Origin of the sequence: Leadbettera azotonutricia ZAS-9 (genome assembly GCF_000214355.1) — a bacterium.
Classification (GTDB): domain Bacteria; phylum Spirochaetota; class Spirochaetia; order Treponematales; family Breznakiellaceae; genus Leadbettera; species Leadbettera azotonutricia.
This window is the reverse complement of the sequence record NC_015577.1, coordinates 3,540,799-3,554,828: the sequence shown is the minus strand read 5'-3', so window position 1 is coordinate 3,554,828 and position 14,030 is coordinate 3,540,799. Positions and strand designations below refer to the sequence as shown.

Below are 14,030 nucleotides of genomic sequence, written 5' to 3'. Positions count from 1 at the left end.
ATGATGCCTGAAAAAAAATCGAATTCTGCTACAACAGGAAAAATTTCCCTTAGGCAGGTCCTGGACTGCAAACCCATACTACGGGCCGAGCTCTTTTCTACGCTCCTTGAGGGCGAACAGGAATTTGTTGTCTCCCGTTCGAGCCTGTTTCAGCTTCGGAAGGGGGGGCTCCTTTTTGCCCCGAACCAGAAGGCAAAGCATTTTTATATGCTCCTCGAAGGGGCTGTCAGGGTTTTCAAAATCCGCGCCGATGATGCGAGCGAGGACGAGGTTGCCCGCTTTACCGCAGGCGACACTATTGGCGATTTTGACTTTGCCAGCAATGCCGATTACGATGCCTTTGCCGAGGCTACCGAGGATTCCATACTCGTCACATTCCCCGGCTATGGCCTGGCCCTGGATGCCCTTGCCATGGAATCACCCCATACAGTTTCAAAAATCCTCCTTTGTTCTATTATAATGATGACCGGACGTATTAAATCCACGAGGAGGATAATCGTGGAGAACATGTCCTGGGTGCAGGAGCTTCACCGCAAAGCCTATGAAGATCCCGGCACCGGCCTCTGGAAGCAAACTTTCCTGACAGATGAAATCAACCGCATCCTCGAAGATCCCATGGCTCTTATCATGCTCAAGCCCGACCGCTTCAAGATCCTGGTAGATACCCGTGGGCATTCAGCAGGGGACGAGGCCATGATACACATAGCCCTGCTTCTCAAGAACATCACCCGCCGCCAGGGCAGGGGCTGGCCCATCCGTTTCAAAAGTAATGAAACCGGCATACTCCTCAATAAATGCGCCCCTGCCCAGGCCGAGGCCATTGCCGAGGAGCTTGCCGCTTCCATGGCAAGCCTGCCTTCGGTCCCTGCCCAGGGCGATATTCCTGCATTTTCTTTTACCGGCACCATAAGCTGGGGCGTCTGGCCCCAGGACGATGACGTCTGGGACAGCCTTTTGCAGGGAAACTACCATCTTCTCCTCGAAACCTGGAAGCAGGGCGGGAATCGGATAGTCCATTACCAAAAAGGGGATGCTAAATGAGCGATGCCCAGCCTTTTTCTCCGATAAATGACCCGGCATTGCTTCATTCCCCTCTTTTTACCGGAATGAGCGAGCTGGAATACAATGCCATAGCTGCCTTCCTTGAGCGGAGGCACATTCCAAATGGCCAGACTGTTTTTAAAGAAGGCGACCCTGGCGAAGATATGTATATACTCCTCTCAGGAAAGCTCAGCGCCTATGTGAGCCAGTCCGACGGTACCCAGCGTTGGATGTTCGAGATAAAACCCGGCGACTTCTTTGGCGAAATGTCCATCATAGCCGGTGAAACCCGTTCAGCCACTCTTACAGCCAAGGAAGAAACAGTCATTATGGTGCTCCAGGGCATAGATTTTTACCGCATAGTCTTCGAATACCCCATGATAGGCATCAAGCTCCTCACAGCCATCTGCCACATCCAGACTACCTGGCTGAACCAGTCTTCCAAACACCTTGGAGACCTTACCCGGTGGGGCGAATCAGCCCGCCGCAGGGCGATTACCGACGAGCTTACGGGCCTGTACAACCGCCGTTTCCTCGAAGAGTCCATCAAGGACCGTTTTGAGCATGGCTCTGTGGGCATCAGGATCATGTCCTTCCTCATGCTCGACCTCGACCGTATCCATGAAATCAACGACCGCCACGGCCCTCCCGCCGGGGATAAAGTCTTTGTGGTGGTAGCCGAAATACTCCGCTCCTGCACCCGCTCCGGCGACATCTGCGCCCGCCTGGCAGGGGACGAATTCGCTATCCTTCTCCCGGACACAGCTGAAACTGAAGCCATGAATATTGCTGAACGCATACGGGAAACCATAGCCAACTGCAAGGTCTCAGTGCCCCGTACTCCCGATGTGGTGGACAAGATCGAAATCGAAATACATACCAGCATAGGCATATCCGTTGCCCCAAAGTATGCCAGCGGCTGCGAAGGTCTTTTCCTCTCCACAGACAGCGCCCTCCGCAAAGCCAAAGACATGGGAAGGAACCGGGTAGAGCTAGCAGGGTAGGCCCTATTTCAGGCTTGCTTCCGAATAATAGGGAAATTGGGAAATCCTGAGTTTTGCACAGCCATAAGGTATAAGGCGTATAATCTCCACTGGTTCCGCAGTTTGCACAGGGCTTAGGGGCGGAGGGGCTGCGCTGTTGTTCTCCAGGCCCCAGGAGGGAAGCTTCCGGGCGGGGGCTTCCAGGATTACCGGTGGGCTTTTCTTGGAAAATGGCAGGTCAGCTATCTCTTTTTCCTTTGCTTCGATAGTTCCCCCCTCGTCAAGGGCATAATTCCATTCCGATTCCGGGCGGATCTCATAATCCTTTATGCCCCCTGTTTCCCGGAAGGCTGTCCATTTTTCAGCTATATCCAGGCCGAAAACCAGGGGCCCCCGTTCGACCGCGAGGCTGTTGTTAAACCAGCGGCTTTTGGCTATGGGCATGGCAAAATGGCAATTCAGAATATCCCCGCAATCCCAAATGCGCTTTATAACCAAAAAATTGTCTACTGATGTGACAGCTTCTGGCTTCCCGTTGATCCGTACATCAAAATTCGAAGCCCACTGGGGATGGCGGATCTTCAGGGTAAATTCTTTGCCCCTTCCTTCAACCACCTTGTAGTTCAAGATATCCCTGAATGGATAGCTGGTCCCTAATTCCAGTTTGTAGGGGCAGCCTTCGAAAACCAATTTGACTGCCGAGGGGGCAAATACCATGGAAACCAGGGTGTCCTCCCCCTCCCTGAACCAAAGGCTTTTAAGGAATTTAGGCCAGCCCTGGTGCATATTGGCAGTGCAGCAGCCAAAATTCGGCTCCAGCCCAAAGGTATTGGAAGTATCGTCGTTATTGAACCAATTCCGTTTTGCCACAGTGGCCAGGACTTGATTGGCTTGCTGCAGATACTGGTGGGACATAAAATCCTCGCTGATGGTAGCAGGCAGGCTATTGTAAGCAATTCGCTCCAAAAGATCCCCCCAGGCAGGATCGCCAAAACTTTCGAGCATGCATTGAAGGCTGAACATGAGTTCCACCACAGAACAGAGTTCAGCCCCCTGGGAGGGGGAATTGCCGGAAAGATGCTCGTCCCCGTTGAATATCCCGGCGGCGGTCCCATGGTATTTTGCCAAAGCCTCAAGCCCGGCCTTAAGCGCGGCATAATGATCTTTGTTGTGATCGAAACAGTATTGCATGGCAGGGAATTTCAGCCCCATGGCAACATTCACAATATGAGTAGCATGGAAAGCCATTGCGACATCAAATTGGCTCCAGGTATTATTTGCCTTTACCTTGTCCCAATTATAATAGAAGCTTGTTGCACGGGTAAACGGGAAGTTTGTATAAAGGCCGCCCCAGTCCAATGCCTGGGAAGAGACTTTTTGGGCAAGATCAATAAGCGCGGCATCCGGTTCCTGCTCATAAAGCCATTTTATGCAATAAAGCAGATCCCCGGCCCGGGCTTTGCCCCACTGCGCCAGGGGCCGCTGGTCCAGGCTCTTGGCAGCATATTTGAAGTACCCTTTGCAAAGAACGTTAACCTGGGGATCACCGGTAATTTCAGCATATTGAATGAGGACCTTAAGCATGACAAACCGGGACCAATAATCATCCTTTGATGCGGCAGGCCCAAAGTTGCCCTCCTTGTCCTGGCTTTTCAGCGCCCAGGCAATGAACCTATCGCAAAGCTCCCGGTGTTTCCCGTCATCCAGGTAATAGGAGAGGGGAAGAAGCCCGTCCAGGTAATAGGGGCACCGCTCCCAGTTTTCTCCGGTTCCCCCCAGCCATCCGGAATACGATCCGACACTGTCCCAGGCTTCATGGAGGATCCCTGTCAGCCCTTTCATCTGAATTTCCAGCTGTCTGAGCAGCCAGCCTTTGGGTTCCACCGCAGTCAAGGGAAAGGCTGAAAGGGCATTGTGAAGTTTATCGGTTTTCATTTTTTCTCCGCAAATATTTACAAACTTTGATATACCCATTATATTGAAGAGGCAATTTATTTTATAGGAGGAACGATGAAAAAATTACTAGCATCTCTTTTGATCGCCCTTACGGTTTTAGGCTTCGCCTTTGCCGGGGGCAAACAGCAGGCTTCATCGGGAAAAATTGAACTCAATTTCCTTGAAGTTATGACCAGTCCCGGCCGGACCGAAGTGTTGAAAGGCATGATCGCCGAGTATGAGAAATCCCATCCCAATGTTACGATCAACCTGATCTCTCCGCCCTATGAGCAGGCAGATAGCCGCCTGGCCATGAGCCTCAATGCCCAGGAACCCCTGGATGTAGTAGAAGTCCGGGATCTGACTGTTACCGGCTATGTGAACAACGGCTGGCTCACGGATCTCACTTCCTACTTCAACAGCTGGAATGAAGCAAGCTCTCTCCTGTCAGTAACCAAAGAAGCGGCCACCGCTGTCGGGGGCAAGCCCTATTTCGTTCCCCAGTGGTTCATGATCAAGGCTCTCTTCCTTAGGACTGATATCCTCGCCAAGCTTGGGGTTTCCAAGAACCCGGAGACCCAGGATGAACTCTATGCCCTGGCGAAGCGCATCACCAATCCCGCCCAGAACCAATTCGGCTTTACCCTCCGGGGCAAAGGGAACCCGTTCAAGTCTTCGGATCCTCTGATTATTTCTGATGTAAGCAATGTGGATATAGAAAACCTCTATAAGCTGAAGAATGGGACCAGTGTGTATGACAGCCCCGAATTTTTGGCAGGACTCAAGAGCTATGTGGATCTTTACAAGAACGCCACCCCCTCGGATTCCATCAATTGGGGTTTCAATGAGCAGATCAATGCTTTTGTCTCGGGCATTACCCCCATCCTGGTACAGGATCCCGATACAGTGCCCCTCCTCGACGAAAGCCTCTCGCGGGATCAATATACCGTGATCCCCATGCCCAAAGGCCGTTCCAATACCTCCTACCTGGACTATGGATACGCCGGTTATGGCATCCCCAATTATTCAAAGAACAAGGACGCAGCCTGGGAATTCATCGCCTTCCTGTCTTCTTATTCCCAGAATTCGGCTTTCTGCAAGGCCTATGGCGCTCTGCCTATCCATACCACTTCATATACTTCTGATCCCTATTTCAGCACTGGCGTATACCAGGCGTGGCAGAAGGAAATGAATACCCCTGGGCTGTTCACCTTCATTAAATATCCTTATGATTCGCCGAAATTCGCCGGCTGGGCCCAAATCCAGGAACAGTACATCCAGTCCACCCTTCTGGGGCAGACTACGCCTGAACAGGCTGCCAAAGCCTGGGCTGACTACTGGAAATAAGCAAGAACGGGGTGCAGGTGCATATGGGTTTACAGAAGAAAGTTACCGGCAGGGGGTATTATGCAATGCTCCTGCCTATGGCTGTACTTTTACTGTTGTTCATCTATTACCCGATAGTCCGGGGGATGGGCACTGCCTTTATGCACTATACCATGATGAATCTTTCTCTAACCCGGTTTAACGGGTTAGAGAATTTTGTGGCTATTTTTGCCAATCCGAATATTAAATTCCTGCAGATCCTTGGCAATACTGCCTTGTGGGTGGTATTTTCCCTGGCGGGCCAATTCATCCTGGGTTTTACCCTGGCACTGCTGCTGCGAAAGCCCTTTAAAGGCAGAGGCGTTTACACGGGCTGCGTTTTTTATACCTGGGCCCTTTCGGGCTTTGCCATAGGGCTTCTTTGGTCCTGGCTCTTCAACGGCCAATTCGGCATTGTCAATGATCTTTTTATGAAGGCGGGGCTGCTTAAGACCCCTGTAGGCTTCCTTTCAAACCCCAGATATGCGCTCCCCTCGGTGATTGTTGCCAATATCTGGTACGGCATACCCTTCTTTGCCATCATGCTCCTGGCGGCCCTCCAGTCTGTGCCCCGGGAACTCTATGAGTCTGCGGAAATAGACGGCGCCGGTAAAGCCCGGCAGCTTTTTCAGATAACCATTCCCTATATAAAGTCTACCATTACTACCACCATCCTGCTCCGCTTTATGTGGATCATGAATTTCCCCGATGTAATCTATGGGATGACCGGCGGCGGGCCTGCCAATTCCACCAATATCCTGGCTACCGAGATGATCAATAAAATCACCAAGAGCTACGATTTCGGCCAGGGATCGGCAGTGGGCCTCATCATTGTTGTCATCCTTTTCATCTTTGCCTTTTTCTACCTTCGGGTAGTGGCAAAAAAGGAACTGTCCCTATGACCTTCCGCCGCAGGATGCTCCATAGCGCGGGGGTTTTCTTCCGGTTCCTTGCCCTGGCCTGCTTTTTGGCCTTTGCGGTGCTGCCCCTTTTTTGGATCTTCGTCACCTCCCTGAAGCCGACCCAGGAGATCTTCACCTTCCCCCTGCGCTACTTTCCCTCCCGGATCAGCCTGGCCGGGTATGAAAAGCTCCTTGGTTTTGCAAAATTCGGGACTTATTTTCTAAATTCCCTCTGGATTTCCCTCCTGGCCTCCATCGGGGGGCTTATCGCCAGCGTGCTGGCAGGGTTTTCCCTTTCACGGCTCAGGTTCAGCCGCGGCATACGGGGGCTGCTCCTGGTGCTCTACTTTACCCAGATGGTCCCTACCTTCATCCTCATGGCGCCCCTCTTTTTTACCCTTTCCAAGCTCCACTTTACCAATAACCGCATGGTCCTTGCCATTGTGTATGCAGCCACCACTGTGGCTTTTGGGGCCATCATGGCCAAGAGTTTTTTTGATCATATCCCCGCTTCCCTGGAAGAGGCGGCACTCATTGATGGCTGCGACCCCAAGACCGCCCTTTTCCGGGTCATACTGCCGGTGAGCCTCCCGGGGCTGGTGGCTATTTTCAGTTTTTCCTTTGTAAATGTATGGAACGAGCTTTTCCTGGCGGTGATGTTCATGTCCTCGGACAAAAAGATGACCGTCCCGGTTGCCCTCAACTCCTTTATCTCCAAGGCGGGCATCAGCTGGGACATCATGAGCGCCGGGATTGTAATGGCCCTTATCCCTACCATGGTTATTTTTGCCATAGGCCAAAAGTACATTGTGGCAGGATTGACCGAGGGCGGGGTAAAAGGTTAAAATTCTTTTTCAGGGCTATTGACCTTTTTTTTAATGTCTGATAAATTGTTAATCCCTGTCTACAGGGTTTAGTGTGTTTGAGATTTGCAATTTTAAGGAGTTTTTTGCATATATGCCTACTATCAACCAGCTGGTTCGTTTTGGACGGCAACAAGTCGGCTCAAAGACGAAGTCCCCGGCCCTCAGGTCCTGCCCCCAGAAAAGGGGAGTCTGTACCCGTGTTATGACCATGACCCCCAAAAAGCCCAATTCGGCTCTCCGCAAGGTAGCCCGTGTTCGGCTTTCCCATGGTACTGAAGTTACTGCCTATATCCCCGGCATCGGCCACAACCTCCAGGAGCACTCGGTGGTGCTGGTGCGCGGCGGACGTGTCAAGGATCTTCCTGGTGTCCGTTATCATATCATCAGGGGTACCAAAGATACCCTGGGTGTAGAAGATCGCAAGCGGGGCCGGTCCAAGTACGGCGCTAAAAGGCCCAAGGCTTAAGGGGTTTATAAGATGGGACGCAAAAAAAAGACAATTGACCGGGGCATACTCCCGGATCCGAAATACAACAGCGTTGTTGTTTCCAAATTCGTGAACCGCATGATGTGGCAGGGCAAACGCTCCATAGGCCTCCGCATAGTCCACGAGGCTCTTGGAATTCTCCAGAAAAAGGCTGACAAGGAGCCCCTCGAGGTCTTCCTCAAGGCCCTGGACAACGTAAAACCCATGATCGAGGTAAAATCCCGCCGGGTCGGCGGCGCTACTTACCAGGTTCCTGTGGAAATCCGGGAAACCCGCCGCGAAGCCCTGGGCATGCGTTGGATAATCAATGCCGCCCGGGCCCGCTCGGGTCACGGCATGGGCGACCGCCTGGCTGCCGAGCTCCTGGATGCCTTTAATAATACCGGTACTGCCTTCAAAAAGAAGGAAGATACCCACAAGATGGCCGAAGCCAACAAAGCCTTCGCCCACTATAGGTGGTAGAGAAAAAACCTCTGGGTTTTTTTAAGCGGTTTGCCAAAGCAAGCCGTATTGTGCAAATTGCACTTGACACTTTTTAGAAAAGCCTGTATATTGGCTTTTCAGGGTTCTGCTGAACCCAGCGATCTTTGAAACCATTTAGGTTTCCAAACCGATCATCGGGGAATGCCCTTGGGTACTCCCCAGCGGATTTATAGATGAGATAGGTGGAACGTAGAAAACCCTCCGGTTTTTTATCTGCAAGGATCTTCCTTGCGCTTTCGTTCAATCCTTTCATAATCTATATTCCCGTTAAAAAGAAAACAGCCTGCGGTATGCGGGTTTAAGCATGCTTCGCGGATGGCGCGAGGATGCAGTGAAGCAGAATCATTTTGTGTGCCCAAAGAGTAAGGAGGACACGTAATGGCCAAGGATAAGTTCAATCGAACAAAGATCCACATGAATGTCGGGACCATCGGTCACGTCGACCATGGGAAAACCACCCTCTCCGCCGCTATCACTATGTATTGTGGTAAAAAATACGGCGACAAGATCATGAAGTTTGATGATATTGATAACGCGCCTGAAGAGAAAGCCCGCGGTATCACCATCAATACCAGGCACCTGGAGTACCAGTCCGAAAAGAGGCACTATGCCCACATCGACTGTCCCGGACATGCCGACTACATTAAAAACATGATCACTGGTGCTGCCCAGATGGACGGCGCCGTTCTCGTGGTGTCAGCCCCCGACTCGGTTATGCCCCAGACCAGGGAGCATATCATTCTTGCCCGCCAGGTAGGCGTGCCCAACATCATTGTCTTCCTCAACAAGATAGACCTGGTGGACGATCCTGAACTCCTCGAACTGGTTGAAGAGGAAATCAAGGACGTGCTCAATGCCAACGGCTTCCCGGGCGGAGAGATCCCCATTATCAAGGGTTCTGCCTTCAAGGCCATGGAAGACCTCAATAAGGGCGAGGAAACCGAAAACTCCAAGTGCATCCAGGAACTCCTGGACGCCATGGACGCCTATTTCCCCGATCCTGTCCGCGATTCGGACAAACCCTTCCTTATGCCCATCGAAGACGTATTCACGATTTCCGGCCGCGGTACTGTAGTAACCGGCAAGGTGGATCGCGGTATCGTCAAGCTGAACGAAGAACTCGAAATCATCGGTATCAAGCCCACCAAAAAGACGGTTATTACCGGTATCGAAATGTTCAACAAGCTCCTCGACGAAGGCCAGGCCGGCGATAACATCGGTGCCCTGCTTCGCGGTATAGACAAGAAAGAAGTCGAGCGCGGCCAAGTGCTTGCCAAGCCCGGTACTATCACCCCCCACAGCAAGTTCAAGGGCCAGATCTACTGTCTGTCCCAGACTGAAGGCGGCCGACACAGCCCCTTCTTCACCGGCTACCGTCCCCAGTTCTATTTCAGGACCACCGACATTACCGGCACAGTCAAACTTCCCGAAGGCAAGGAAATGGTAATGCCCGGCGACAACACCGAGATTTTCGGCGAGCTGATTCACCCTATCGCAATGGAAAAGGGGCTTAAGTTCGCTATCCGCGAAGGCGGCAAGACCGTAGCTTCCGGACAGGTTGTCGAGATCATAGAGTAAACGCTTTTTATTGATGCGAGCGTTTGGCTTTGGTATCAGCCAGGGTCAAACGCTTTGCCGTCTATAAACGGGAATCTCCACCGAAGCGCAAAGCGCTGAGGTTCCCCACTGGAGGGACAATGACTAAGGAACGAATTCGCGTGCGGCTGCGCGGTTTCGACGTGGAATTGATAGATCAGAGCGCGAAGTCCATCGTTCAAAACGTGCAGAAGGCGGGAGCCAAAGTGACCGGCCCCATACCCCTTCCGACCCGTATAAACAAGGTGACGGTGCTTCGTTCCCCCCATGTCAACAAGAAAGCCAGGGAGCAGTTCGAGATGCGGACTCACAAAAGGCTGATTGACATCATAAATCCTTCACCCGAGGTGATGGACGCCCTGATGAAGCTTGAGCTTCCCGCCGGAGTAGATGTAGAGATTAAACAGTAAGGCTTGTTAAGCCTTTAGTGGAGTTTTTCGTTAGAAAAACTCCAAGTTAAAAATCTGCTTGCAGATTTTTAACAGCAGACGGTCCCCGAACCCGGGATAGCGTGCCGATGAATTGGAGTAAGCAATGTTAGGTCTTATGGCCAGAAAAGTGGGTATGACCCAGGTCTTCGACGAAGTGGGCAATCTCGTTCCTGTAACGGTTGTGCGCATCGATCCGAACGTGGTTGTTGCCCAGAAAACCGGGGAAAAGGATGGCTATGACGCCGTGCTCCTCGGGATAGATGACATAAAATTGGATAAAGACGGCAAGCCCAAAACGTCCAAACCTTATGCCGGACAGTTCCCGGAAAACATCGTCGCCAAAAAGACGGTGAAGGAATTCAGGGATTTTGAAAAAGAAGTGGCAGTTGGGGATGTCCTCGGGGCGGAAGTCTTCGAAGGTATCCGCTATGTCGATGTGTGCGGTGTTTCCAAAGGTAAAGGATTCCAGGGCGTTTTAAAACGCTGGAATTTTTCCGGTGGCCGCGCCTCCCATGGTTCCAAGTTCCACCGCGAACCTGGTTCCACCGGTCAGTCAACGTATCCTGGCAAGACCTTTAAGAACGTCAAACTCCCCGGTCGCATGGGCAGGGAAAAGACCACGGTTTTGAGCCTCAAGGTGATCAAGGTGGATACCGAGAAGCATCTCGTTATGATACGCGGGGCGGTTCCTGGGGTAAATAAAGGCCTCGTGGTCGTCAGAGCCGCGGTGAAGAGGTAACGGAATGAATTGTAAAGTATATTCCACTGGCGGAAAAGAAGTCAGAAGCATCGAATTGGCGGATGCCGTTTTCGGTCTCCCCATCAACGAGGATGTGATCTGGTACGCCATCAATAACGAACTGGCGAACAAGAGGCAGGGTAATGCAAGCACCAAGGATCGCGGCGAAGTCCACGGTTCCAATGCCAAGCCTTACAAGCAGAAGGGTACAGGCCGCGCCCGTCGGGGCGACAAAAAATCCCCCATCATGGTCGGCGGCGGCGTTGTATTCGGCCCCAAGCCCCGGGATTTTTCCTATTCCATGCCTAAAAAGGCAAAGCAATTGGCTATTAAAACCATTCTCAGCCTGAAGGTCCAGAGCGATATGCTTAAGATCGTCGAGGACTTTACGGTCGAATCGGGAAAGACCAAGGATCTCCTTGGGATTCTCAAAAACTTTGGCCCCGGCTTGCGGACTGTACTGGTCCTTCGGGGCGAAGAAGTGGATGTCAAGACCGAAAAAGATGACAGGGCCGAAGTATTGCCAGGGGTCAGGATGATAAAGCAGGCGGGGAACAATATTTCCTGGCTCTCCTTCCTTTCGCATAACCGGCTCAGGGCCCACGACCTCTTTTACGGCCGCAGTATTATCATGACCGAAAGCGCGGCAAAAAAGCTCAACGATTTTTACGCCGCTGAAAAAGCTGAGGGGGCCGCTGAATGATCAACTACGAGCAGATCCTGATAGAGCCGGTTCTTTCTGAAAAAGCCAATGTGCTCCGTGAAGAAGGCAAATATGTTTTCAAGGTGGACCCCAGGGCTACCAAGATCCAGATAAAGGAAGCGGTGCGCAAGCTTTACAATGTGCACCCTATCGCCTGTACCACTATGGTAGTGGGAGGCAAGCCCAAGCGGCAGCGCTACAAGGCCGGCTATACCGCCACTTGGAAAAAAGCCATAGTCCGCCTGGCAAAAGACGAGAAGATTTCCGTCTTCGAGGGAGTGTAAGAGAAAATGGGAATCAAAACATACAGACCGATTACCCCGGGAATGAGGGCTTGGCAGAGCCTAGATTTCTCGGATCTTACCAAGAACACACGTCCCGAAAAATCCCTTACATCCGGTCGCAAAGAGCGGGCAGGGCGGGACAGCTTCGGGCGCATTTCGGTGCGGCACAAGGGTGGAGGCCACAAAAGGCTCTACCGCGTGGTGGATTTCAAGCGCGACAAGATCGGCATCCCCGGCACTGTCGTTACCATCGAATATGATCCCAATAGAAGCGCCAATATTGCCCTGGTCAATTATGTTGACGGCGAAAAACGCTATATCATAGCCCCCAAGGGCCTTACGGTAAGCGCGAAAGTAATCAGCGGACCCGACGCTCCCATAGAGCCGGGGAATGCCCTTCCCCTGGAAAACATCCCCCTGGGCTTCACAGTGCACAACATCGAACTGACCCTCGGCAGGGGCGGGCAGATGGCCAGATCCGCAGGATCGGGCGCCCTCATTGCCGCCAAAGAAGGCGATTACGTTACCGTCAAGCTTCCCTCGGGCGAGATGCGCATGGTGTTCAAAAAATGCTATGCCACCATCGGGACCGTGGGCAACGAAGACCACATGAACGTACAGATCGGCAAGGCCGGACGCAAGCGCTGGATGGGTGTAAGGCCCACGGTACGCGGCATGGCCATGAACCCGGTTGATCACCCCCATGGAGGCGGTGAAGGAAAAAGCAAGGGTATTCATCCGGTTAGCCCCTGGGGCCAGCCGACCAAGGGTTTCAAAACCCGAAGCAAGCACAAGCCTTCGTCCCGGTTCATCGTGAGCCGGAACAAGAAATAGGGGTATAAAAGGTGTCAAGGTCCATAAAGAAGGGGCCCTTCATTGAGAAGAGCCTCTACAAAAAAGTACTGGATATGAGCAAGTCCGGGGAAAGGAAGATGATTAAAACCTATTCCCGTTGTTCAACTATCATTCCCGAAATGGTCGGAGGGACTATCTCGGTGTATAACGGAAAAACCTGGATTCCCGTGTATATCACGGAAAATCTTGTCGGCCATAAATTGGGCGAATTCTCACCGACCCGGATATTCCGGGGACATGGCGGTTCGGACAAAAAGGCTGCAGCGAAGTAAGCGGGCGGAAAATGGCAAATACAGAGAAGAGCGGCTACAAAGCGGTAACCAAATACCTCATCGTTTCTCCTTTCAAGATCAGGCCTGTGGCCGACCTTATCAGGCGGAAACCCTATACAGAGGCAGTCTCCATTCTGGAGAATATGCCCCACAAAGGCGCAAGGCTGATACGGAAGACCGTGGTTTCCGCCGCATCCAACGCATTGAACCAGAACAAGCAGCTTGAAGAAGATATGCTTTACGTCAAGGAAATAATGATAGACGAAGGCCCCCGCATGAAGCGGGTATGGTTCCGCGCACGGGGCCGGGCCGACATGCTCCTTAAACGCTTGTGCCATATCACGGTGGTTATCGACGAAACTGCAAAGGCGGGGAAATAAATGGGACAGAAAGTAAACCCTATTGGGCTTCGCTTGGGAATCAATAAGACCTGGGCATCCATCTGGTATGTGGATCCCAAAGAATATGCCGATACCCTTCACGAAGATCTCAGGCTCCGCAAGTTCATCATGGACTTGCCCGAGACCAAGGGAGCGGATATTGCGGAGCTTGAAATTATCAGGCACCCCCAGCGCATTATCATCACCATTCACACTGCCCGCCCCGGCGTCATCATCGGCGTCAAAGGCGCGAACATCGAAAAAATCGGAGCGGATCTCCAGAAGCACGTTTCCAAAAAAGTGCAGATCAAGATAAAAGAAGTCCGCAATGCCGATGCCAATTCCCAGATCATAGCCCAGAATGTGGCTCGTCAGCTTTTGGCCCGTTCCTCGTTCAGGCGCACTATGAAACAGGCCATTCAGAACGCCATCAAGAAGGGCAATGCCCAGGGCGTGAAGATCAGGCTTTCGGGCCGCCTCGGTGGCGCTGAAATGTCCCGCACCGAGGAAGCCAAGGAAGGGCGCATACCCCTCCACACCCTCAGGGCGGATATCGATTACGGTTTTGCCGAAGCCCACACCACTTTCGGCGCCATCGGCGTCAAGGTCTGGGTGTACAACGGCATGAAATACGGCAAGGAACAGAAAGAAGACGCCGGCGCATTGGTGCGCAAGCGAAGGGACAGGTTCCCCGGGAGGAGTAATTAA

18 protein-coding genes are annotated in these 14,030 nt (G+C 52.3%); 16 read left to right on the top strand and 2 right to left on the bottom strand.

Annotated features, from left to right (window positions below; translation table 11 throughout):
• Both TREAZ_RS15750 and TREAZ_RS15745 read left to right on the top strand, forming a co-directional pair.
• The gene (locus tag TREAZ_RS15750; protein ID WP_015712891.1) at positions 1–1,041 is read left to right on the top strand and encodes a diguanylate cyclase domain-containing protein; all 1,041 of its coding nucleotides are present in this window, start codon (positions 1–3) and stop codon (positions 1,039–1,041) included.
• Positions 1,038–2,045, top strand: a complete 1,008-nt coding sequence (locus TREAZ_RS15745) for a GGDEF domain-containing protein (protein ID WP_015712890.1) — start codon at positions 1,038–1,040, stop codon at positions 2,043–2,045. The genes TREAZ_RS15750 and TREAZ_RS15745 overlap by 4 nt, the downstream gene beginning before the upstream one ends.
• A gap of 3 nt (positions 2,046–2,048) precedes the next feature.
• Here TREAZ_RS15745 and TREAZ_RS15740 read toward each other — a convergent pair whose 3' ends face one another.
• Positions 2,049–3,959, bottom strand: a complete 1,911-nt coding sequence (locus tag TREAZ_RS15740) for a beta-L-arabinofuranosidase domain-containing protein (protein ID WP_015712889.1) — start codon at positions 3,957–3,959, stop codon at positions 2,049–2,051.
• 75 nt (positions 3,960–4,034) lie between these two features.
• Here TREAZ_RS15740 and TREAZ_RS15735 point away from each other — a divergent pair, with 75 nt between their 5' ends.
• The 5 genes from TREAZ_RS15735 to rpsG all read left to right on the top strand — a co-directional run bounded on the left by TREAZ_RS15735 (position 4,035) and on the right by rpsG (position 8,041).
• Positions 4,035–5,306: an ABC transporter substrate-binding protein gene (locus TREAZ_RS15735; protein ID WP_015712888.1), complete on the top strand. Its 1,272-nt coding sequence runs from the start codon at positions 4,035–4,037 to the stop codon at positions 5,304–5,306.
• Between the two features lie 23 nt (positions 5,307–5,329).
• Positions 5,330–6,226 carry a carbohydrate ABC transporter permease gene (locus TREAZ_RS15730; RefSeq protein WP_015712887.1) on the top strand — a complete coding sequence of 299 codons (897 nt, stop codon included), beginning with the start codon at positions 5,330–5,332 and terminating at the stop codon, positions 6,224–6,226.
• On the top strand, positions 6,223–7,071 hold the full coding sequence (locus tag TREAZ_RS15725) for a carbohydrate ABC transporter permease (protein WP_015712886.1): 849 nt from the start codon (positions 6,223–6,225) through the stop codon (positions 7,069–7,071). The genes TREAZ_RS15730 and TREAZ_RS15725 overlap by 4 nt, the downstream gene beginning before the upstream one ends.
• Before the next feature lie 112 nt (positions 7,072–7,183).
• Entirely contained in the window at positions 7,184–7,558 is a 375-nt protein-coding gene (gene rpsL, locus TREAZ_RS15720; RefSeq protein ID WP_043923580.1) for a 30S ribosomal protein S12, read from the top strand.
• Positions 7,559–7,570: 12 nt separating this feature from the next.
• The gene (gene rpsG / locus TREAZ_RS15715; RefSeq protein ID WP_015712884.1) at positions 7,571–8,041 is read left to right on the top strand and encodes a 30S ribosomal protein S7; all 471 of its coding nucleotides are present in this window, start codon (positions 7,571–7,573) and stop codon (positions 8,039–8,041) included.
• 73 nt (positions 8,042–8,114) lie between these two features.
• Here the strand turns inward: rpsG and TREAZ_RS15710 are convergent, their stop codons facing one another.
• Positions 8,115–8,315, bottom strand: coding sequence for a hypothetical protein (locus tag TREAZ_RS15710; protein WP_015712883.1), 201 nt, complete (start codon positions 8,313–8,315; stop codon positions 8,115–8,117).
• Positions 8,316–8,440: 125 nt separating this feature from the next.
• Here TREAZ_RS15710 and tuf point away from each other — a divergent pair, with 125 nt between their 5' ends.
• The 9 genes from tuf to rpsC all read left to right on the top strand — a co-directional run bounded on the left by tuf (position 8,441) and on the right by rpsC (position 14,030).
• Positions 8,441–9,640 carry an elongation factor Tu gene (gene tuf, locus TREAZ_RS15705; protein ID WP_015712882.1) on the top strand — a complete coding sequence of 400 codons (1,200 nt, stop codon included), beginning with the start codon at positions 8,441–8,443 and terminating at the stop codon, positions 9,638–9,640.
• A gap of 119 nt (positions 9,641–9,759) precedes the next feature.
• A complete protein-coding gene (rpsJ, locus tag TREAZ_RS15700; RefSeq protein WP_043923154.1) occupies positions 9,760–10,068 on the top strand; it encodes a 30S ribosomal protein S10 in 309 nt (102 codons plus the stop codon).
• A 124-nt stretch (positions 10,069–10,192) separates the two neighbouring features.
• Positions 10,193–10,828, top strand: coding sequence for a 50S ribosomal protein L3 (rplC, locus tag TREAZ_RS15695; protein WP_015712880.1), 636 nt, complete (start codon positions 10,193–10,195; stop codon positions 10,826–10,828).
• Positions 10,829–10,832: 4 nt separating this feature from the next.
• Complete coding sequence (gene rplD / locus TREAZ_RS15690) at positions 10,833–11,531, top strand: 50S ribosomal protein L4 (protein WP_015712879.1); 699 nt, start codon at positions 10,833–10,835, stop codon at positions 11,529–11,531.
• Positions 11,531–11,815 carry a 50S ribosomal protein L23 gene (locus TREAZ_RS15685; RefSeq protein WP_043923579.1) on the top strand — a complete coding sequence of 95 codons (285 nt, stop codon included), beginning with the start codon at positions 11,531–11,533 and terminating at the stop codon, positions 11,813–11,815. Before rplD ends, TREAZ_RS15685 begins: the two co-directional genes overlap by 1 nt.
• A gap of 6 nt (positions 11,816–11,821) precedes the next feature.
• Positions 11,822–12,649 (top strand): 50S ribosomal protein L2, encoded by an 828-nt coding sequence (rplB, locus tag TREAZ_RS15680; RefSeq protein ID WP_015712877.1) that lies wholly within the window; start codon positions 11,822–11,824, stop codon positions 12,647–12,649.
• An 11-nt stretch (positions 12,650–12,660) separates the two neighbouring features.
• Entirely contained in the window at positions 12,661–12,942 is a 282-nt protein-coding gene (gene rpsS / locus TREAZ_RS15675) for a 30S ribosomal protein S19 (protein ID WP_015712876.1), read from the top strand.
• A gap of 11 nt (positions 12,943–12,953) precedes the next feature.
• Positions 12,954–13,322, top strand: a complete 369-nt coding sequence (gene rplV, locus TREAZ_RS15670) for a 50S ribosomal protein L22 (protein WP_015712875.1) — start codon at positions 12,954–12,956, stop codon at positions 13,320–13,322.
• Positions 13,323–14,030: a 30S ribosomal protein S3 gene (rpsC, locus tag TREAZ_RS15665; RefSeq protein WP_015712874.1), complete on the top strand. Its 708-nt coding sequence runs from the start codon at positions 13,323–13,325 to the stop codon at positions 14,028–14,030.